The sequence below is a fragment of the Exiguobacterium indicum HHS 31 genome, assembly GCF_001939065.1.
Taxonomy (GTDB): domain Bacteria; phylum Bacillota; class Bacilli; order Exiguobacteriales; family Exiguobacteriaceae; genus Exiguobacterium_A; species Exiguobacterium_A indicum.
In genome coordinates, this window is record NZ_MPSZ01000002.1 from 235,998 (window position 1) to 255,731 (window position 19,734).

The 19,734-nt window shown below is 47.7% G+C and carries 21 protein-coding genes and 1 riboswitch; of the genes, 6 read left to right on the plus strand and 15 right to left on the minus strand.

The window, feature by feature from the left end; translation table 11 throughout:
- Window positions 1-43: 43 nt before the first annotated feature.
- The 10 genes from N179_RS09510 to pta all read right to left on the minus strand — a co-directional run bounded on the left by N179_RS09510 (window position 44) and on the right by pta (window position 10,885).
- Window positions 44-595, minus strand: a complete 552-nt coding sequence (locus N179_RS09510; protein WP_075642774.1) for an ECF-type riboflavin transporter substrate-binding protein — start codon at window positions 593-595, stop codon at window positions 44-46.
- Complete coding sequence (locus tag N179_RS09515; RefSeq protein WP_029343188.1) at window positions 592-1,449, minus strand: SAM hydrolase/SAM-dependent halogenase family protein; 858 nt, start codon at window positions 1,447-1,449, stop codon at window positions 592-594. The genes N179_RS09510 and N179_RS09515 overlap by 4 nt, the downstream gene beginning before the upstream one ends.
- 372 nt (window positions 1,450-1,821) lie before the next feature.
- The gene (locus N179_RS09520; RefSeq protein ID WP_023466766.1) at window positions 1,822-2,265 is read right to left on the minus strand and encodes a GDYXXLXY domain-containing protein; all 444 of its coding nucleotides are present in this window, start codon (window positions 2,263-2,265) and stop codon (window positions 1,822-1,824) included.
- The gene (locus N179_RS09525; RefSeq protein WP_075642775.1) at window positions 2,262-3,449 is read right to left on the minus strand and encodes a DUF2157 domain-containing protein; all 1,188 of its coding nucleotides are present in this window, start codon (window positions 3,447-3,449) and stop codon (window positions 2,262-2,264) included. The genes N179_RS09520 and N179_RS09525 overlap by 4 nt, the downstream gene beginning before the upstream one ends.
- A 168-nt stretch (window positions 3,450-3,617) precedes the next feature.
- Window positions 3,618-5,597, minus strand: a complete 1,980-nt coding sequence (locus N179_RS09530) for a methyl-accepting chemotaxis protein (RefSeq protein ID WP_075642776.1) — start codon at window positions 5,595-5,597, stop codon at window positions 3,618-3,620.
- 155 nt (window positions 5,598-5,752) lie between these two features.
- Complete coding sequence (locus N179_RS09535; RefSeq protein ID WP_023466762.1) at window positions 5,753-6,052, minus strand: rhodanese-like domain-containing protein; 300 nt, start codon at window positions 6,050-6,052, stop codon at window positions 5,753-5,755.
- Window positions 6,053-6,172: 120 nt separating this feature from the next.
- A complete protein-coding gene (locus N179_RS09540; RefSeq protein WP_075642777.1) occupies window positions 6,173-7,549 on the minus strand; it encodes an amino acid permease in 1,377 nt (458 codons plus the stop codon).
- A 221-nt stretch (window positions 7,550-7,770) separates the two neighbouring features.
- On the minus strand, window positions 7,771-9,072 hold the full coding sequence (locus N179_RS09545) for a nucleobase:cation symporter-2 family protein (RefSeq protein ID WP_075642778.1): 1,302 nt from the start codon (window positions 9,070-9,072) through the stop codon (window positions 7,771-7,773).
- Window positions 9,069-9,653 (minus strand): xanthine phosphoribosyltransferase, encoded by a 585-nt coding sequence (locus tag N179_RS09550; RefSeq protein WP_023466757.1) that lies wholly within the window; start codon window positions 9,651-9,653, stop codon window positions 9,069-9,071. Before N179_RS09550 ends, N179_RS09545 begins: the two co-directional genes overlap by 4 nt.
- Before the next feature lie 75 nt (window positions 9,654-9,728).
- Window positions 9,729-9,828: riboswitch (purine riboswitch) on the minus strand.
- Window positions 9,829-9,898: 70 nt separating this feature from the next.
- A complete protein-coding gene (pta, locus tag N179_RS09555) occupies window positions 9,899-10,885 on the minus strand; it encodes a phosphate acetyltransferase (RefSeq protein WP_035399200.1) in 987 nt (328 codons plus the stop codon).
- Between the two features lie 345 nt (window positions 10,886-11,230).
- On the opposite strand from pta, the gene hemQ reads away from it, so the two are divergent.
- Both hemQ and N179_RS17045 read left to right on the plus strand, forming a co-directional pair.
- Window positions 11,231-12,007: a hydrogen peroxide-dependent heme synthase gene (gene hemQ / locus N179_RS09560; RefSeq protein ID WP_050677313.1), complete on the plus strand. Its 777-nt coding sequence runs from the start codon at window positions 11,231-11,233 to the stop codon at window positions 12,005-12,007.
- Between the two features lie 103 nt (window positions 12,008-12,110).
- Window positions 12,111-12,260, plus strand: a complete 150-nt coding sequence (locus N179_RS17045) for a hypothetical protein (protein ID WP_023466754.1) — start codon at window positions 12,111-12,113, stop codon at window positions 12,258-12,260.
- A gap of 97 nt (window positions 12,261-12,357) precedes the next feature.
- Here N179_RS17045 and N179_RS09565 read toward each other — a convergent pair whose 3' ends face one another.
- Complete coding sequence (locus N179_RS09565; protein WP_023466753.1) at window positions 12,358-12,726, minus strand: DUF423 domain-containing protein; 369 nt, start codon at window positions 12,724-12,726, stop codon at window positions 12,358-12,360.
- 2 nt (window positions 12,727-12,728) lie between these two features.
- A complete protein-coding gene (locus N179_RS09570; protein WP_023466752.1) occupies window positions 12,729-13,334 on the minus strand; it encodes a trimeric intracellular cation channel family protein in 606 nt (201 codons plus the stop codon).
- 165 nt (window positions 13,335-13,499) lie between these two features.
- On the opposite strand from N179_RS09570, the gene N179_RS09575 reads away from it, so the two are divergent.
- The 4 genes from N179_RS09575 to N179_RS09590 all read left to right on the plus strand — a co-directional run bounded on the left by N179_RS09575 (window position 13,500) and on the right by N179_RS09590 (window position 17,935).
- Window positions 13,500-15,128, plus strand: coding sequence for an ABC1 kinase family protein (locus N179_RS09575; RefSeq protein ID WP_058265463.1), 1,629 nt, complete (start codon window positions 13,500-13,502; stop codon window positions 15,126-15,128).
- A gap of 142 nt (window positions 15,129-15,270) precedes the next feature.
- Window positions 15,271-16,122, plus strand: coding sequence for a GRP family sugar transporter (locus N179_RS09580; RefSeq protein ID WP_174316738.1), 852 nt, complete (start codon window positions 15,271-15,273; stop codon window positions 16,120-16,122).
- 17 nt (window positions 16,123-16,139) lie between these two features.
- The gene (locus tag N179_RS09585; RefSeq protein ID WP_075642779.1) at window positions 16,140-16,925 is read left to right on the plus strand and encodes a glucose 1-dehydrogenase; all 786 of its coding nucleotides are present in this window, start codon (window positions 16,140-16,142) and stop codon (window positions 16,923-16,925) included.
- 32 nt (window positions 16,926-16,957) lie between these two features.
- Window positions 16,958-17,935 (plus strand): cation diffusion facilitator family transporter, encoded by a 978-nt coding sequence (locus N179_RS09590; protein WP_058714050.1) that lies wholly within the window; start codon window positions 16,958-16,960, stop codon window positions 17,933-17,935.
- A 41-nt stretch (window positions 17,936-17,976) separates the two neighbouring features.
- Here the strand turns inward: N179_RS09590 and N179_RS09595 are convergent, their stop codons facing one another.
- From N179_RS09595 to N179_RS09605, 3 genes are all read right to left on the minus strand, one after another.
- The gene (locus N179_RS09595; RefSeq protein WP_244150224.1) at window positions 17,977-18,687 is read right to left on the minus strand and encodes a thermonuclease family protein; all 711 of its coding nucleotides are present in this window, start codon (window positions 18,685-18,687) and stop codon (window positions 17,977-17,979) included.
- Between the two features lie 75 nt (window positions 18,688-18,762).
- Window positions 18,763-19,413, minus strand: coding sequence for an SDR family NAD(P)-dependent oxidoreductase (locus N179_RS09600; protein ID WP_023466746.1), 651 nt, complete (start codon window positions 19,411-19,413; stop codon window positions 18,763-18,765).
- A gap of 60 nt (window positions 19,414-19,473) precedes the next feature.
- Entirely contained in the window at window positions 19,474-19,728 is a 255-nt protein-coding gene (locus N179_RS09605; protein ID WP_075642780.1) for a DUF5327 family protein, read from the minus strand.
- Between the last annotated feature and the right edge of the window lie 6 nt (window positions 19,729-19,734).

The window sequence follows — 19,734 nt, forward strand, 5'->3', positions numbered from 1 at the left end:
TATGATCCTGCCGTCTCTTCGCACAGGATCATAGCTCATTCGGTCAAGCTTCGCGTTTCAAGCTGCCTGCTTTACTTCTTGTTTTCGCATAGGTGACGAGCAACAACGTTCCAATGACACCGACTGTCAAGATGTTCGATGTCGCAGCGACAGCCCCTTGGACGAAGACTTTGTTCGCTGGCTCCGAGTAAATTAAGATATCGAGTACCGGGGCGATGATGATCCAACCGATCGCTTGCACGATGGCTTGTGTCGCATTGAATAAGACGATTTTACGTGTCGTCAATCCGCCTTCTTCTAGACGAATCCGGTTAGCGATCAATCCGATGCCAAAACCGACGAACCCGGATACGATGACCCAGCTCCACCACGGGGACCCATATAAAATCGCATCTTTTAATCCATGACCGATCAGACCGATCAAACCGGCTGTGACTGGTCCGAACAAAACTGCCATGAATGCGAGAAATGCATAGGATGTCTCAATTGACGTGTTCGGTACGCCTGTCGGAATCACAGCGAATCGACTTAAAATGATGAATACTGCTGCTCCGATCCCGGTTGCGACGATCTGTTTTGTCGTAAATCCTTTCATGTTCGATCTCCTCCTTTAATATGTTGTACGTTAACACTCCAATCATTTCCGATTCCAACCTCAAATGCATGCGCAAACGAACCTTGATTCAAGGCAAGAGCAATCTGATCCAGCGAGTTGATGTAGACGACGCCTGAACCAACCGGCACATCGGCGAACGAATGACCAAAAAGCAGTGTTTGTTCGTAAACAATCCGTTCTCGGTACGAAATCGTTACCTTGACGTGGCTACCGATGTCGAGACCCGCCTGACGGACGAGAGCGACCGGAATATTCGTCCAGACATTTCCGAAGCGAACATCGAGAATCTCGACGATACCGGTAACACCGGTATCCGACGACGAGGCAAGTGTCCGGTCGAGCAAGACGATGTCCGAAGCAGGTAAAACGGGTCCTACTTCCTCGAAGGTGATGACATGGCTCGATAACCGAGCACCCGTGAAGGCAAAGATATCTCGTCCGTGAAACGTATACGATTCACCCATTCGAGGTAAGCGATGCCGTCGATCATCGAGTTGCCTCACTTCAGCAATGTATCCGGCTTGCCAAAGATGCGTCAACGTTCCGTTATCTGGTGTGATGATGTATTGATTCGCATGCGTCCGCGCGACGACACTCTTTCGACTCGATCCGACACCTGGATCAACGACAGAAACGAACACCGTTTGCTCCGTCCAGTACGGTACCGTCTGCAGTAACCGATAGGACGCTTCCCAAATGTGGAAGGGCGGAATGTCGTGCGTCAAATCAAAAATCCGAATCTCTGGATTGATGCTATGCGCAACCCCATACATCGCACTCACTGCCCCGTCACTCACGCCAAAGTCTGATTGCAATACCAATGCTTCTGCCATCTCGTCATCCTCCTCCTGCGGGAACGTCTCCACAAAAAAGACACCACGCCCTTATCTCTCAGGACGTGATGTCTGATCACGTGGTACCACCTTCGTTCATGGCTCAACTCACGTTCAGCCACCTCTAGGAGTACGAGACTCCCTGGAATGCTAACGGTATCCGTCCTACCGGTCGGTTCTACTGATGAACACGGTTCACGTTCTTCCGACTGCTCCGGGACCATCTTCAAATGACGAAATCGTCTCATTTCCAGCAACAGAGACTCTCTATCGATTTCTGATCACTTTACTCTTCCCGTCTACGCATGCAGATTTAGTTGTCTGAAAATTTAAATTAATAGTACAACCGTTTCATTCCTGACGCAAGGTTTTTTACTCAGAAATTTTTAAATTCGTCGTCCGGATCGTTCCCCATGGTGACACATCCGCACGGACTTCCAGTGCTTTTGCTTTTTCATATTGTTTTCCGCTTCCCTGTTCGACATAATACTGCGTCAATTGTGGAATCGACACGTATTGATCGTAATAGTCGCCAGCAACACTTCCGAAAAATCGTTCATTCGAAATCCGGTCGATTTGAGCATAACCAGAAGCATCGGTCTTGAAGCTGACATAGACACGTCCATTTTGAATCGTCGGACCTGGTTTTAAATCCGGATACTGCAGCATCACGTATTCGCCGTAAACGGGATCAAACGGATCAAACGGTTCTGCCCGAAAACGGTACGATGTTCCGAACCAGGAGGTCGCAAAAAAGCTGACAATCAACAGACCGACGACGCAAGTCTGCAATACGGGCATGAGATAGCGTTTCATGACGCCACACCTCCTCTACGGCGTAACCACCATAAGATACCCGACAATAGGAAGATGAGCAGCGCACCGATGAGGAAAAATAAGGACATGTTCAACCGATCCCACGCATAGATGACGTATATCGCGATTTGAACGAGAATGAAATAGAGGAAGGCTGGCCAGATGATCGCATGACGACGTTCTTGATACAACAGATACAGTAGCGCGGATAGTTCAACGAGGATGGCGAGTAGAATGGCCTGTTCATCAAGCCACAGGACTCCAACGAATCCAAGCGGAACGATAAACAATAAGGAGCGACGTTTTTGATAGAGGAAAATTCCTAACCCAATGGATACGATAGCTAGCAGAATCGCTTCTGTCATAGATGGTAATGCGGCATTTGATTCCGCACGTACAGACAGATAGACGATCGAACTGATGGCAGCAACGACCAGATAGATCATTTCGACGATCCGACGATTGGACTCCTCACGAACAAGCCAGAGAACGGGAACGAGTAAAAATAGCGTCCAGACCGGCCACAGGAATCCGTCATATGATACAAGGAGAAACAAGGAGAGACCACTGAAGAAGAGAAACAGCCAGCTAAACAAAAGCGATGGCAGACGTTGGCTGAAGTAAAACCAACTGAACGACAGCACGACCATCAGACCGAACGATGTCCAGTCGAGATAACTCGCCTGCTCCTGACCAAAACCACCGAGACTCGTAAAGATCGTCCATCCGGAAAGGAAGGCGACGACACCGTATGCTTCATGACGCCAAAGCACATAATGCGCTAACGCGGCGACAAACACACACCATCCGAGTAATGATCCTTCCATCGGCAAGTGGAAACTTTGAACAACGACGAGAATCGAGGCGCCAAACGCTAGGATTCCACCGATTCGGAAGACAATCGGATGCAACATACTCCGACGTTCCGAAAGATCCGCCATGACGTAACAGCTCCACATGAGTGCTACGACAAGTCCGATTTTCCATCCGATCGGCATGACTTGCCAGTTAGCGGCTAAAAAGCTGAACACAGCCAACACGACGAACGTACCCCCTACAATCAACAAGAGCGGTAGACGTTGCTTTTCCTTACGATTGTTCTCATAATCGACGATTCGTTTGACGGTTGCTTCGTCCAAAAGCCCCGCTTCACTCCACTCTCTCATCTTGCGTAACTGCTTCATCGCACCCACCTCCTTCGAAGTGTTTAGATATTTATTAAATTCCCGATTTAGTACCATCTCAAGCCCGGATTCACAAGGATTCCAAGCTATTTGTTCAGTTCGTCACAGAATGGTGACAGACAAAAAAAGCAAGGAAGACTAGCTTCCTTGCTTTGTATAATCGATGGCTTAAACACGGAAACGGGCAACGAGCACCTGTAATTCTTCCGCCATATCGGATAATGCTTTGGCTGATTGCGAAATCTCTTCCATCGCACTCAACTGTTCTTCTGTCGTCGCTGCGACTTGTTTCGACGCCGATGAATTCTCTTGCGCGATATGTGCGATTTCGGTTGCAGAGGCAGAAACCTCTTGAACGTTCGCTGCGATTTCCTCGACAGTTGCCGTCACATCTTCAATCCGCGGTGTCATCTCTTGCGTCCGTTCGAGAATCTTCTGGAATCGTTCTGCTGATGCTTCTGTCGTCGATAAACCGGCTTTCGTCTGTCCCGATACTTCTTTCATCATCGTGACTGACTGATCTGTCTCCTGCTTGATATTTTGAATCAGTTGCGCAATCTGCTTCGTTGAATCCTGTGACTGCTCTGCTAGTTTACGCACTTCACTTGCGACAACGGCGAACCCTTTTCCGTTTTCGCCTGCCCGTGCTGCTTCAATCGCCGCGTTCAGTGCCAATAAATTCGTTTGTTCGGCAATGCCGTTGATGACATCGACGATTTTCCCGATTTCATTCGAACGATGTGCGAGTGAACTGATGACGCCACCAAAGTTTTGAACAGAGGCATCGATTTCTTTCATCTGCTGGACATTTTGCAGTACAGCAACCGTTCCGTTCTCGGCTTCTGTTGCCGTTGAACGTGATAGCTCTGACACATCGGTTGAGCTCTCAGCAATTCGCATGATGCCCGCTGTAATCGACTGGAGCGAAACAGCATTTGCATCGAGTTGACGCTTCGATTGATCCGCCCCCGCTGCGACCTGTTGAATCGATCCCGCGATCTGTTCCGATGCGGATGTCGTCTGAGCTGAGTTCGCCATTAACTCCTGCGACGAGCCAGCCACTTGTGTGATCGACTGGTCGAGATTGATGATGATCGAGCGGAGTGAATCGACCATGACGTTAAAGCTTTGCGCGACCTGTCCGACCTCATCGTTTGATTCAACGATGACAGGTTCCGTCAAATCACCAGATTGAATCCGTTCTGCTCCACGTGTCAAATGACCGAGTGGGCGAAGAATCGAGCGAAGGATGAAGTAGATGAAGACGGCTGCGACGAGTAACATTCCGCCGATGACTGCGAGCGTCGTCCACAGAATACTAGACGTCGCATCGGTGATTTCATGATCGTACAGGGTTCCGGCAACCTTCCACTTCGTCAGGTCATTTGTCATGAAGTCCATCTGTTTACCTTCATTTTCGAATTCATACGAAAATTGTCCGGCTGGGTCATCGTAGAGTGGCGCAACCCAGTTCCCTGTTGCCTTTTCACCTGGTTTTAGCGTCGGGTGCGTAACGAACTTCTTATTCGAATCGAGAATCGTCACATAACCCTCTTTACCAATTTTAATCTTTTTCGCGATTTCCGCGATGCGGTCGACATCGACATCAATCGCCACGACACCTCTTCCGTTTCCGGTCGTTTGTGACAATGTCACCATCATCTTGTTCGAGGCAGCATCGACGTATGGATCCGTGATGACGACTTTTCCACCGGCTGCTTCAGCCGATTGGTACCACGAGCGCTCACGTGGGTCATAATCCTCGGGCATGACTTGTTCCGGGAAAATGTTCATATCCCCTTCTGTCGTCGCGAAATAGATGTTCGCCGCTTGCGGATGCATGTCGAGATATTCCGTCATTTTTTCCTTCAACGCTGCATTTTGTTTTCCTTTTTGATAGAGCGTCCCGTCAATTCGGTCCGCAAAAAAGGCGACATCACGTCGCATCGGATCAATGATATTCTGAATCTCATCGTTCATTCGATCGACTCCACCATGTGCCGATTGTAGAATTTGCTCCGTCATTTTTTGTTTCGCCTGATTGTAGGCAACAAATCCGATCACGAGCGCTGGGATTACTAATAGGAGAATCGATGTCAGAATTAATTTTTGTTTGATACTCATCGTTCGTTTGATCTTTTGTTCCATGTGTCACTCCATTCTCGAGTGCAAGGACTCGCTATTCTACCTTCTTTATCGGAAGAATAACGAAAAATGTTCATAGAGAAATCGATAATCGTTCATTGATTCACATGAAAAAAAGACGACTCTCATGGAGTCGTCTTCCTTGGTAACGCTTCCTCTTATGCTTCTTGATCGCCCTTCCAGTTCATCATGCCGCCTTCGACGTTGACGATGTCGTATCCATATTGCTCGAGGAAACGACCGACGTTTTCGCTTCGCGCGCCCGCTTTACAGATTAAGTAGTAGGTTTCACCTTCTTGCAGCTCCGTATAGCGTTCACCGATTTCAGACATCGGAAGGAAGCGGACGTTCGGAATATGTCCTGCATCGTATTCATCCTGCTCCCGGACGTCAACGACGTGTAACGCCTCGCCTGCCTCTAATCGTTCTTGTAACTCGTCTACATGAATCGTTTTCATTTTGTATGACCTCCTGTATGGTTCTGCCGTAAGTGTAGCAAATTCATCATCAAAACAAAACGAAACCGTTTGATACGAAGTGATGAAAAAGCGGACCCGTTTGCGGATCCGCCCATCTCATTATTCTCCTGATGCTCGACGCGTCGATTGACGTGTCTCCTTATGCATTCCCCGTGCATAATAGACGGCAATCAAAATCGCGTACCACAGTGGTCCAACGACCAGAGCGATCCGTGTACTTGCGTCAAATGCCATCAAGACGATGACACCAGCAAGTGCCGCAAGGGCGATATAGTTCGCGACCGGGAAGAACGGAACAGCGAATTCTGCTGAACCATGTACCTTCCGCGCCCGCATCTGAGCGATCAGAATCATCGCCCACGTCCAGACGGCGCCGAACGTTGCGATACTCGTAACGATTGCAAAAACATCTTCCGGTAAGAAGTAGTTCAAAGCGACACCGACGAGCAACGCGACACCTGAAAGAATCGTCGCTAGAGCCGGTACACCGTTTTTCGAGATTTTCGAGAAACGACGTGGCGCTTCACTGTTCTCGGATAAGTTCATCATCATCCGGGCTGTTGAGAAGATACCCGAGTTACATGACGAGAGTGCTGCCGTTAAGACAACAAAGTTGATGATGCCGGCTGCTGACTCAATACCGAGCGATTGAAATAGTAATACGAACGGACTACTATTGTTCGCACCGACTTGATCCCACGGATAAATCGATAAAATGACGAAGAGCGCTCCGATATAGAATACTAAGATCCGAAGGAAGACGTTATTGACGGCTTTTCGAATCGTTTTCTTCGGATTCTTCGCTTCCCCTGCTGTGACCCCAATCACTTCAATTCCTAGGAACGCAAACATGACCATCTGCATGGCAAGAAGTACTCCACCGAATCCGTTCGGTAAGAATCCACCATGTGACCACAGGTTCGAAATCCCAACCGGTGTGCCGCCGTTTCCAAGACCAATGATAATCGTCAAGGTCCCTAAGATGATCATGGCGACGATCGCGACGATTTTAATCAACGCAAACCAAAATTCGAATTCACCATAAAATTTAACAGCAATGAAGTTGATGCTCGTCATCAAGACAAGTGCTGCTAGTGCCCATACCCACCCCTGAGAATCCGGGAACCATACTTTCATGTAAATACCGACTGCTGTGATTTCCGCCATACACGTAAAAATCCAGAGTAACCAATAATTCCAACCTGTTAAAAAGCCAGCTAATGGACTGACATACTTCCGGGCATACTCCGCAAAACTACCAGCCACCGGCTCCCGCACTGCAAGCTCCCCAAGTGCTCGCATGATAATGAAAATGATGACACCACCAATCAGATAACCAAGTAAGATCCCTGGTCCTGCTAATTGGATCGCTTTTGCTGACCCTAGGAAGAGTCCGACACCGATTGCCGCCCCCAGCGACATCAGTGTAATATGACGTTCTTCCAGTCCCCGATTCAACTCTGTCTGTTGTTTCATTTTTACGACGTCCTTCCCGTCTCTGTTTGTTTCTTAGCAGTTCCCCGTACCGCTACGTTGTCAGTATAAAGAAGATGTGTCGATTTTGTAAACGTTTTCAATGTATATTTCTTACCAAATCCACATACTCGGAATATTCTGATTACGTTAGCAGTATAAAAAAAGGAACCTCCTGCTACTATGTAGTATACAGGATGGCTCCTTTCGGAAAGTTACAATTGTTATTCAACTTTAGCAAGTGGTACATCCGGTGACTCCGACTTACTCGTCAATCGGAAGATTCCATTTAGCAATAATGCCGTTAGTGACCCTGCGACGATCGGGCTATCCGTCAAGACACGGATTTGTGACGGGAGACCGGCTACGATCTCAGGATTCATACTGATTCCTAGACCAATTCCGAGGGCAAGTGCCACCGTGATGACGTGTTCATTCTTCGAGAAATCGACCCGCGACAGAATACGAATCCCGCTCGCTGCGACCGTTCCGAACATGATCAACATCGCCCCACCTAGGACAGGTTTTGGAATCAACGTCGTGAACGTCGCCACTTTTGGTAAGAAGCCGAGCAAGATTAAAAATCCGCCCGCAAACAGAATGACTTTACGTGTCTTCACGCCAGTCAACTGAACTAGACTGACGTTTTGGCTATAGGTCGTATACGGGAAACTATTAAAGATACCGCCAACGATCGTCGCGACACCCTCTGCCCGGTAGCCACGTGCTAGGTCTTTATCCGTCAAACGGCGATCCGTGATCTCACCAAGTGTCAAGAACACACCTGTCGATTCGACCATCGAGACGAGACCAACCAGCGTCATCGTCAAGATCGCCGTCGCATTGAATGTCGGAACACCGAAGTAGAACGGCGTCACCATTTGGAACCATGACGCTTCCGCCACCGGACTGAAGTCGATCATCCCCATGCCAAACGCAACCAGTGTACTGATCATCACAGCAATCAAGACGGCTGCTGCTTTTGAAAAGACCGTGCCGTAGCGATTCAAGATTAAAATCAAGACGATCGTTAGTCCGGCGAGTCCAAGATAACGTGCGTCACCAAAGTCCTTCACCCCTTGTCCGCCCCCGATATCGTTGATTGCAGCCGGAATCAAGGAAATCCCAATGATCGTCACGACAGAACCAAGGACGACTGGCGGGAACAGGACTGCAATCTTACTAAACCAGCCTGAGATGACGAGAATGATCAACCCACTCGCAATTAAAGCACCATAAATCGCCGTAATCCCTTGAAGACTACCGATCGCGATCATCGGACCGACTGCGGTGAAGGTACAACCGAGGACGACAGGAAGACCGACGCCTGTATATTTCGTGACGAGCACTTGTAGTAAGGTCGCTACGCCACACATGAAGAGATCAATCGCCACTAAATAAGCAAGTTCTTCTCCCGACAATCCGATCGCACTCCCGACGATCAGCGGAACGACAGCTGCTCCTGTGTACATCGCAAGCACATGCTGAAGTCCGAGACTAGCGGCTTTGAAGTTCGATAGTCTCATACGGTCACCGAGTCAACGAACGTCGCTTTTCCATCCTTCAATGACTCCACACGAGCGAGTGACTCGACGCGGAACCCGGCTTCGATTAACTTTTGACGTCCCGGTTGGAACGACTTTTCAATGACGATTCCAAAACCAGCAACTTCCGCACCTGCCTGCTCAACGAGGCGAGCGAGACCAAATGCCGCTTCTCCGTTCGCGAGGAAATCGTCGATGATCAGAACTCGTTCACCCGGTTGTAGGTATTTTTCTGCAACCGTAATCGTACTCGTCTGTTGTTTCGTAAACGAGAAGACTTCAGCTGAAATCGTTCCTTCATTCAGGGTGACGGATTTCGTCTTACGGGCATAGACCATTGGTACCCCTAAACGGAGCGCCGTCATCATTGCCGGGGCAATACCACCTGCTTCGATCGTCAAAATCCGCGTGATACCGGCATCTTGGAAGCGATCCATGAACTCATAGGCGATTTCCCACATCAAGGTCGGATCGACCTGATGGTTTAAAAAGGCATCCACTTTCAATACTTGATCCGATAATACGATTCCCTCTTGATTAATCATGTCGTGTAGACGTTTCATACATGCATTCTCCTCTTTAAAAACGAAAAAACGTACAGCCGCTACCCGGGGGCAGCCACTGTACGCCAAAAAAGAGAGCAGTAACTCACCACCCGTAGTCGGACCGTTACGGCGATCCGGTAGAGACTCGTGGGCCAATTCCCACTATTATACGAGCGTTGCTATACGTTTACGTTTCGTGATTTTCGTGATGTGTACCATTGTACGGGGTTTAGCGAAAAAGTAAAGACTTTTTCACACCGTATTTAGGCTTGGCGTTCTTCGACCGCTTGTGCTGCCGTGATGATCGCGAGTTTGTAAACATCCTCTTCGTTACAACCGCGTGAAAGATCGTTGACCGGTTTGTTCAACCCTTGAAGGATCGGACCGATTGCTTCAAATCCACCAAGACGTTGTGCGATTTTGTAGCCAATGTTTCCAGCTTCAAGACTTGGGAAGATGAAGACGTTCGCTTGACCTGCGACATCTGATTCTGGTGCTTTTGATTTCGCGACGCTTGGAACGAATGCTGCATCGAATTGGAGTTCGCCATCGATTGCAAGCTCTGGTGCACGTTCTTTAGCAATGCGAGTTGCTTCAACGACGCGCTCTGTCTCTGGTGATTTTGCTGAACCTTTTGTCGAGAAGCTGAGCAATGCTACTTTCGGGTCGATACCGAATGTTTTCGCTGTTTTCGCAGATGCAATTGCGTTCTCTGCTAGATCGTTCGCATCTGGTGCGATGTTGATTGCGCAGTCTGCGAAGACGTATTGCTCATCGTCACGTACCATGATGAAGACGCCTGATGTTTTTTTATAGCCTTCTTGCATTTTGATGATTTGAAGTGCTGGACGAACTGTATCGCCTGTTGCGTGCATGGCCCCCGATACAAGACCTTCTGCTTGCCCTGTATGAACGAGCATCGTACCGAACGTGTTCACGTCTTTTAAGATGACAGCACGTGCTTGCTCTTCTGTTGCTTTCCCTTTACGACGCTCAACGAACGATGCGACGAGCTCATCGATTCCAGCGTAAGAAGCAGGATCAATCGTATCAAGTCCCGTGACATCGATTCCGTTTGCTGCTGCTGTTTCTTCGATTTGTACACGTGGTCCGATGACGACCGGTGTGACGAGACCGTCTTTCTTCAAACGGACAGCTGCGCCAAGAACACGCGCGTCAATTCCTTCTGGGAAGACGATTTTCGGTTGGTGCGCTTTAATCTTTTGTTCTAACATATCGAATAGTTGCATTAGTTTCTCTCCTTTTTAGGTAAACACGACGTCGTCGATTTGATCCATTTTCTTTTCCATCGTTTATTATACACAGTTCTCAATCGTTGTTAAAACAATTTGCAAAAAAGTTATCTAACAAAAGCACTGAAGCCATATTCACCGACTATTACAGTCATTTTCAAGAATGGTACAGAGACTATTTCCAAGCAACGTAATCTCCACTTCCCCTTTTACCCACTCTCTGCTTTTTTCATGTGTTACGATCTCATGGATAAAGACCTTTTCGGGCGAAGCGTTTCAACAGAATGTGATAAGATAGGATATGGAAAAAGATAATTTATTTCAGACTCAGGAGGTCATCCCATGCAACATCAAACATCTGAACCGACTGCTACGCAACAAGCCGCTGAAACACTCGACGGCTGGTATACATTACATGATTTCCGCCGGATCGATTGGTCACGCTTGAAACAAGTCGACGCAACAGACCGCGCGCGCATGATTGAAGAGTTCCAAGCCTTCCTCTCAGAGCTTTCTGGTGTCGAAGCGACAAAAGACGGAAGCCATGCACTTTACACGATCATCGGTCAAAAAGCCGATCTCGTCTTGATGGTTCTTCGTCCAACGATGGAACAAATCCAAGACGTCGAAGTCAAAATGCAAAAACTCGATCTCTATGATTACTTGATCCCGACGTATTCTTACGTTTCTGTCGTCGAACTCGGTACGTACCGTGGTTCAGGCGAAGGAAACCCATACGAGAACCCTTACGTGCGTGATCGTCTCTATCCAATCTTGCCGCAAGCGAAGCACATCTGCTTCTACCCGATGAGCAAGTCGCGTCGCGATGGCGACAACTGGTACACGCTCTCAATGGAGAAACGTAAAGAGCTCATGTATCGTCATGGTATGATTGGTCGGAGTTATGCTGGGAAAATTCAGCAAATCATCGGTGGATCAACTGGATTTGACGATTGGGAATGGGGCGTCACGCTCTTCTCAGACGACATTCTTCAGTTCAAGAAAATCGTCTATGAAATGCGTTTTGACGAAGTCAGCGCGAAGTACGGTGAGTTTGGTGAGTTCTTCATCGGGAACCGTCTCGAAAGTGAACAATTAAATACTCATTTTGCACTTTAATGTGTTGAATGACGTTTGATTGAAATATCTCATGGGAATATACTCCTTGCGGCTACAAAACAGGCTATAAAATAGTAGGTTGATTACGTAAGGAGGAATTACCATGGGGAATGCTATGAACCGATCGACACGATCGCGTGAATTGCAATTCGCTGTGCTTTCAAAAGAGCTGAAACCGGTTGCAGATCGTGTACTGGATCGCTATGAGCAAGCATTATCGAAGCTAAACAAAACACAAACGACAAAACGATGAACTCGTTTTGATACTTACGCCTACTCCATCGCGAGTAGGCGTTTTTCATACAAAAAAAGACCGTTCTTCTCCATGACGGAAGAAAAACGGTCAATCCTCATAATCCTTTGTAGGCACCAATTGCGACAAAGATCCATGCTGCGATGAACAAGACGCCACCAATCGGTGTGATGGCACCCAGTTTTGTTACATTCGTCAATGCCATGACGTACAGACTACCGGAGAAGAAGACGATTCCGGCAAGCATCAGCCATGCAGCCAACGACCATTGCGGGATCGATGCTTTTAGTAAGAGTCCCCCGAGTGCTAGGATACCGAGCGAGTGTACCATCTGGTAAAGTACGCCTGTCTGCCAGTTCGCGAGCATCCGTTCCGTCAACATATCTTTTAAGGCGTGTGCACCGAATGCACCTAGTGCGACCGATAACATCATCGAGATCGCGCCAATCATAATGAAAACTTTCATGCTTATTCTCCCCCTAACCGTCGTGCTGGTAAATTCCATTCATAATAATACGATAGCATACGTAAAACAGTGATGAGTCCGAGCAATGTGAACAAATGTAGAGGATTCGTCAATTGGAAGCGATCAATCACAAGTGCTGCCATGACGGCCCACATCGCATAAATCTCTTTATGCAAGACGAGTGGTTTTCGACCAGCGAGTAAATCGCGAATCACTCCACCACCAACACCAGTCAGTACAGCAGCCGAAATCGTTGCTGACAATGGCAGTCCTTTTGCTGTCGCCATCAAAGCACCTTGAATCGCAAACGCAGACAATCCGAGCGCATCCGCGAGGACGCCCCAACGTGTCCAGTGCGGCAAGAACAACTGGGGTAACATGAAGATCAACAACGCAACGAGAATCGCGACTAAAAAGAGACCACCTTGCGACCAGAGAGCGGATACCGGTACACCAATCAGTAAATTACGAATGGCACCACCGCCGAATGCTGTGATCAAAGCAAGTAACCAGACACCGAATAAATCATATTTTTCTTCCATCGCAACAATCGCACCACTCATCGCAAAAGCGACCGTGCCGATGATATTCAATAAGTCCCAGGACATGCGCACATTTCACCTTTCTACAAAGAAATTCCAATACTTACTATACTCTCTTTTTAGTTTCCGTAAAGCATTAATTTTCTGTCACCGTTTCGACCGTTTGCGAGTGACGTTTTTAGGTAAAGTAACCTATACTGAAACAAACTGTACAGGAAGCTAGGTGACCGTATGAAACGTTGGGCGCTTTATCGCATCGTCGTCATCGTGACGATGTTCGCACGTTACATTTTTACGATCTATCGATTCACCCGGAAAAACCGGCCAGGTACGAACAACGAAGAGTTTGAGCGCATCATGATCCGGATTGCGCGTGACTATAAGAAAAAAGCATTACGGTTAGAAGGGTTACTGATCAAGCTCGGTCAGTTCTTGTCGATTCGAGCCGATCTATTTCCTCCGTCCGTCTTGATGGAACTGACCGAACTCGTCGATAAAGTTCCTTCAAGTAAACTTGGAGAGTCACGTAAGATCATCGAAGAGGATTGGGGTATGCCGATCGAAGAGATCATCTCGGATATCAGTTCCCGTCCTGTCGCTTCTGCCTCGATTGGTGAGGTGTACAGCGGAACCTTAAAATCAAATGGTAAAAAAGTTGCGATCAAAGTTCAGCGACCGAACATCGAACAAATCATCAAAACCGATTTCCGTGCCATGCGCATCGTCATTGCCATGTTACGCCGGACTTCATTAAACAAATCGACTGATTTACAAAGTCTGTATCGCCAAATGGTCTTCGTCATCGGTGATGAATTGAATTACCGAACTGAATTAAAAAACGGTCTCTACTTTAAAAAAATGTATGAGACGAATCCTGTCATCTATATTCCGAGTTATTATGAAGAACATTGTACGAATCGGGTGCTCGTCATGGAATGGATTGACGGGACACGTATCACCGATCTCGATTATTTAGCGGAACATCAGATTGATCGTGACGAACTAGCGCGTAATCTCTTCTTGAACGCTGGTGAGCAATTACTGTTCGGCGGGAAATTTCACGCCGACCCACACCCGGGCAACGTCCTCGTCCAGTCCGACGGCAAAATCGTCTTGCTTGATTTTGGGATGATTGGAGCGACGACGCCTGATGACATGCGAGCGATTCAACGAATCCTCCAATCCTTCGTCACATTAGATTATGATGCGATCGTCGATGGTCTCGAAGATTTACGATTCCTGTTGCCGAATGCGAATAAGCAAAATATCCGACAAGCAATTGAAAAAGCGGTCACGTTCTATCTCGAGAGTGATATGGAAAACGTCGATACGAAACTGATTGAGAAGGTCTTATCCGATATCGAATTGCTCGTCCGAAACGAACCGATCCAGCTCCCTGCCGAGTTTGCGTTCTTCGGTCGTGCTGCCTCGACGATTCTTGGGATTCTTCAGATTCTTTCACCGCAAATCAACCTACTCGAGTTAGCCAAACCAATGGTTCGGCGTTGGCTCGATGATGAAGGAAAAAACCAAAATCGTTATCTGCAAATCGCTGGATCGTACGGTGCGCGATTGCTCGCCTTCCCGCGTCTTGTCAACGACGCTCTCAGCGAACCGACGCGTTGGCGGATCATGGAGCAACAAAAGTTCTCTCGTGTCGCGAACATCGAATCACTCAAAATCCGGCAGTGGACGAGTTCACTCGTCGGGATCATCAGTCTTCCCTTTAGTTATCTCGGCTATTATTTTACGCAGTACGACGTCATGGGCATTTCCTTGACGATCGCCGTCATCGCATTATGGAATGGTCGACGGATCGGACGACAAATCGTCCGGATTGCTGACGAACCGTTCCGATAAACGAAATATCAGTAAACGTCCATTTCGATGGGCGTTTTTTTATTTCAGAATAATTCTTCTTCACGCTTCGAGGTTTTTCCTCGCGTCTCGCGGGGTACAGCTTCAAGTAGAGAGATAACAGTAAGGAGAGGTGAAACATTTGATTGATATTTTAATTGCCATCGTTCCTGCATTAATGTGGGGATCGTTGCCGCTCGTCGTCTCAAAAATCGGAGGTTCAACGGCGCAACAAATTATCGGTACGACTCTGGGTGCGTTGCTTTTCGCGATCGTCACCTTCTTTTTTGTCAGCCCAGAGATGTCGACGACTGCTTGGGTCGCCGGATTCTTTTCTGGTGCCTTCTGGGCGCTCGGGCAAAAAAATCAGTTTGCCGCATTCCGTCAAATGGGTGTCTCAAAGACGATGCCCATCTCAACAGGGATGCAACTCGTCGGAACATCGTTGTTTGGAGTTCTCGCTTTTGGAGAGTGGTCAACGACAACTGCGTTGATTCTCGGAATCAGTGCCCTTGTATTGATCATTGCCGGAGCAGCTTTCACGTCTTACAAGGAAGATAAGAGTAAAGAAGATGAGAATATCGGAAAAGGACTGACGCTCCTCCTCATCTCGACTGTCGGGTATGTCGGCTACGTCGTCATTGCCCGTTGGTTCGATATCAATGGATGGGAAGCAGTCTTACCACAAGCTGTCGGGATGGTCGTGAGTGCGATTCTCCTTTCTTTACGAGAAGGAGATCTCTTCACGAAGAAAACAGCCGGCAATACAGTCGGTGGACTCATGTGGGCTGTCGGGAACGTCGCTTTACTGTTTGCCACAGCAAAAGTCGGAGTCGCAACGAGCTTCTCCTTATCTCAAACAGGAGTCGTCATCTCAACGATTGGCGGTGTCCTCTTACTAAAAGAAACGAAGACAAAGAAAGAAATGACCTTCGTCATCATCGGTTGTATTTTAGTCGTTGCTGGTGGGATCATGATTGGATTTACGAAACAATAATGAAGGAGTGAAGCATCATGTATGAAAGTTTAAAGGGAAAAGTAGCCATCGTGACAGGTGGATCAATGGGAATCGGTGAAGCCATCGTCCGCCGTTATGCAGAGGAAGGCATGCGTGTCGTCATCAACTATCGCAGTCATCCGGAAGAAGCAAAGAAAATCGCTGAATCGATTCAAGAACAGGGTGGCGAAGCCATCACGATTCAAGGAGATGTCTCGAAAGAAGACGATATGATCAATCTCGTCAAAGAGACTGTCGCTCACTTTGGTCAGTTGGATGTTTTCGTCAATAACGCAGGAATCGAGATGCCGTCAGCATCTCATGAAATGTCACTCGAAGACTGGCAAAAAGTCATCGACGTCAACTTAACAGGGGCATTCCTTGGTGCGCGTGAAGCACTGAAGTACTTCGTCGAACATGATGTCAAAGGTAGCATCATCAACATGTCGAGTGTTCATGAAATCATTCCATGGCCAACGTTCGTCCACTACGCTGCAAGTAAAGGTGGCGTTAAATTAATGACACAAACCCTTGCGATGGAATATGCACCAAAAGGAATTCGGGTCAATGCGATTGGACCTGGTGCGATTAATACACCGATCAACGCTGAAAAATTCGAAGATCCGGAACAACGAAAAGAAGTCGAGAGTATGATTCCAATGGGCAATATCGGAAAACCTGAGGAAATTTCAGCCGTTGCCGCATGGCTTGCGTCGGACGAAGCGAGTTATGTCACTGGTATCACACTCTTTGCGGACGGCGGAATGACACTTTATCCATCGTTCCAAGCAGGACGCGGTTAACCTATTTTGAATAGACAAGGAGAGAACCGCTTATGGCCACTTTTTTCTCATTGATACGTCGCGGCAATAAGTCAGCACTTGCTGCTGCTGTCGTCAACACGATCATTGCTATCATCAAGTTCGTCGCTTATATCTTGACTGGGAACGTTGCAATGTTCGCTGAAATGATGCATACGATCGGTGACGCGGCGAATCAGTTTTTCGTCTATATCGGTTCTGCTCTCAGTAAAAAAGCACCAACGAAACGATTCCCGAACGGATTCGGTCGGCTTGTTAACCTCGTGTTACTTGCTGCAATCATCGTCGTCGCCCTCCTTGCGTATGAGACGATTCGTGAAGGCATCTTGCATATCGCACACGGTCCTGGCGAAGAGACGACTGGGCTTTGGATTATTTTGACGGCACTTGGAATTGGTGTCGTCCTCGAAGTCGGCGTCTTTTATAAAGCAATGATCGAGATTGCTCATGAAACCGGGCTCAAATCCCGAGGATTGACGCTTGTCGGACAAAGCTTCACCCATCTTGGGCAGGCAAAACCAGCGACACGCCTTGTCTTCATGGAAGACCTTGTTGCGACTCTCGGTGGTATCATCGCGATCATCGCCGTTCTGATTTCGCATTACACATCGTTTTATCAAGCAGAGGGCATTGCATCGATTTTGATTGGTCTGATGATGTTCTACGTCGTTTATAATGTCTTTATTCAAAATGCTGCCGGTGCACTCGGTGAGATTGATGAAGTATTGACTGCTAAAATCGGTGAAATCCTATTACGTGATGAAGCGGTTCGTGATATTGAAAAGCTTGAAGTCATCAAGGAAGGCGATCACTTCCATGTCGAGACAGAGATTGAAGTGGATCCTAAATTAACGATTGCCCAAGCGGACGACATCAAGGATCGACTGGAGCTACAAATTCGAATTCTTAAAGGGGTCACCGATGTCACGATTTCCTTTGATGAAGATGATAAAGTACAGCAGTATCAATCTCCCTCACCACCTGTAGAATAAACAAAAAGCCATCGATTTCGATGGCTTTTTGTTTGCATTCATTAGCGTGCAGCGCGGACGAATCCAGCTTCTTCTGCTTCTTTTTCCGTACAGAACCGTTGCTCTGGCTTCACTTCATCGTAGGACTGACCTCCCGGTACATGGTAGATTTTTTTACCCGACCGATTGATGTTGCCTTTGATTTCGCAGGATTTCGTTTCTGTAATCGCTTGAGCGTCGAAGCCACGATTCGTGACGTAGCCATCGTGCTCCCAAATCTTTTTCTTCGCCTGCTTGGCTTCCTGTTCGATCTGTTCGAACATATCGACATAACGTGTGTCCGGCTCATAGACGAACGCTACACGTGCGAGTCCTTTTCGAAGTAACTCCTGATTCAACATCTTATCGCCGTACCAGACGTATGCGAGTAATCTTCCGTATCGATCGGTCCGGGAATGATCACGCTCCAACCGAATTGCTGTCCCGCTCGGTAAGGTCTCTTTCGTAAACGCTGAAGCTTCCGTTCCATACGGTTGAACCGGTGTATCCGGTTTGACGGTTTCTGGTGTATCGACAAGGAGTAGACGAACGTCCTCCGTTTTCCCATCCGCCAACTTCACTTTTAACGTATCCCCATCGATGACGCGTTCGACCGTCGCCTTCGTGATTTTTTCGTCGTCCGGTTGCTTGATGCCAAGCAAATCGGTTTCTTCTGGTGCACAACCGATGAGAACGAATAAAAAAAGTAGACTCATCATTGCATATCGTCTCACTTCTGTTTCGCTCCTTTCCATGAAAATGCGGATTCGGTCAAAGCCCGAACCCGCATACGCTATCTTGTTTATTCGTTAGTCTGCTGAAAGAACCGTTTCAACTTCATTTCGGTTAGTATAAAGTTGATAGAACGCTTCCGCTACATTTTTCGGATCAAGTGCCGTTCCACGCTTCACTTCCCCGGCAATCGTGACAGTTCCGACGTAGACACCGTCTTCCTTCAACGTATCATGTAACATATGCGTCACTTGGCGAACGCCTGCCTTCCCGATTGAAAGCCCTGGTAACGATTTGATCGCTTGCATCGCAGCGCCGCCTCCAGTAATCAGGATAACGCCGTCTTTCCGTTCCTGCATCGACGGAGCAACGAGTTGTGCGGCATGCAGTGCACCGAGTACGTCGATTTCGAACTCTTTCGTAATCTGTTCTGCCGAAACTTCGAGGACAGACGCTTGATGTAAAATCGAAGCATTGTAGACTAAGACATCGACTTGTCCGTATTGCTCCTCTGTCCATTCGATGAGTGATGCGATATCGGCTTTTCGAGAAGCATCACATTCCACTCCAACCGCTTCCACACCCGCTTCTTTTAGTTCCGTGATGACGGCTGCGAGTGTTTCTTGCGTCCGCGCCGCACAAACGACTTGAAAGCCTTCTTTTCCGAATCGTTTACTGATTTCATATCCGTTTCCTGGCCCTGCTCCGATGACGATTACTGTTTTCATGACGTATCTCCCCTTCTCATTTCAACTGTGATGGTTATTCCCTGAATCGCGTCATTTCATTCAAAAATCGAGCAATGAAGTGCCTTTTTCTTCTTTCTCCTGCGAAACACCCATGAAACGCGCTAACATCGGATCGACTGTTGGTGTTGACGTAGGTAGCGATATCGTTGAACTTGATGTCGCCTCAGATTCAAGTAATAGTTCACAGTACGTTTTCATTGCTGCAATCTGCTCTTTCTGCGCGGCTCCTGTCGTTTGCTCAATGCGTTGCATCGCTTGACGCATCTTTTCGATGATGTGTTGTTCCGTAATCATCTTGTA

Coding starts and splice junctions, on each gene's coding strand:
- N179_RS09510 (WP_075642774.1), bottom strand. CDS start 595: ATGAAAGGATTTACGACAAAACAGATCGTCGCAACCGGGATCGGAGCA.
- N179_RS09515 (WP_029343188.1), bottom strand. CDS start 1,449: ATGGCAGAAGCATTGGTATTGCAATCAGACTTTGGCGTGAGTGACGGG.
- N179_RS09520 (WP_023466766.1), bottom strand. CDS start 2,265: ATGAAACGCTATCTCATGCCCGTATTGCAGACTTGCGTCGTCGGTCTG.
- N179_RS09525 (WP_075642775.1), bottom strand. CDS start 3,449: ATGAAGCAGTTACGCAAGATGAGAGAGTGGAGTGAAGCGGGGCTTTTG.
- N179_RS09530 (WP_075642776.1), bottom strand. CDS start 5,597: ATGGAACAAAAGATCAAACGAACGATGAGTATCAAACAAAAATTAATT.
- N179_RS09535 (WP_023466762.1), bottom strand. CDS start 6,052: ATGAAAACGATTCATGTAGACGAGTTACAAGAACGATTAGAGGCAGGC.
- N179_RS09540 (WP_075642777.1), bottom strand. CDS start 7,549: ATGAAACAACAGACAGAGTTGAATCGGGGACTGGAAGAACGTCATATT.
- N179_RS09545 (WP_075642778.1), bottom strand. CDS start 9,072: ATGAGACTATCGAACTTCAAAGCCGCTAGTCTCGGACTTCAGCATGTG.
- N179_RS09550 (WP_023466757.1), bottom strand. CDS start 9,653: ATGAAACGTCTACACGACATGATTAATCAAGAGGGAATCGTATTATCG.
- pta (WP_035399200.1), bottom strand. CDS start 10,885: ATGCAACTATTCGATATGTTAGAACAAAAGATTAAAGCGCACCAACCG.
- hemQ (WP_050677313.1), top strand. CDS start 11,231: ATGCAACATCAAACATCTGAACCGACTGCTACGCAACAAGCCGCTGAA.
- N179_RS17045 (WP_023466754.1), top strand. CDS start 12,111: ATGGGGAATGCTATGAACCGATCGACACGATCGCGTGAATTGCAATTC.
- N179_RS09565 (WP_023466753.1), bottom strand. CDS start 12,726: ATGAAAGTTTTCATTATGATTGGCGCGATCTCGATGATGTTATCGGTC.
- N179_RS09570 (WP_023466752.1), bottom strand. CDS start 13,334: ATGTCCTGGGACTTATTGAATATCATCGGCACGGTCGCTTTTGCGATG.
- N179_RS09575 (WP_058265463.1), top strand. CDS start 13,500: ATGAAACGTTGGGCGCTTTATCGCATCGTCGTCATCGTGACGATGTTC.
- N179_RS09585 (WP_075642779.1), top strand. CDS start 16,140: ATGTATGAAAGTTTAAAGGGAAAAGTAGCCATCGTGACAGGTGGATCA.
- N179_RS09590 (WP_058714050.1), top strand. CDS start 16,958: ATGGCCACTTTTTTCTCATTGATACGTCGCGGCAATAAGTCAGCACTT.
- N179_RS09600 (WP_023466746.1), bottom strand. CDS start 19,413: ATGAAAACAGTAATCGTCATCGGAGCAGGGCCAGGAAACGGATATGAA.
- N179_RS09605 (WP_075642780.1), bottom strand. CDS start 19,728: ATGATTACGGAACAACACATCATCGAAAAGATGCGTCAAGCGATGCAA.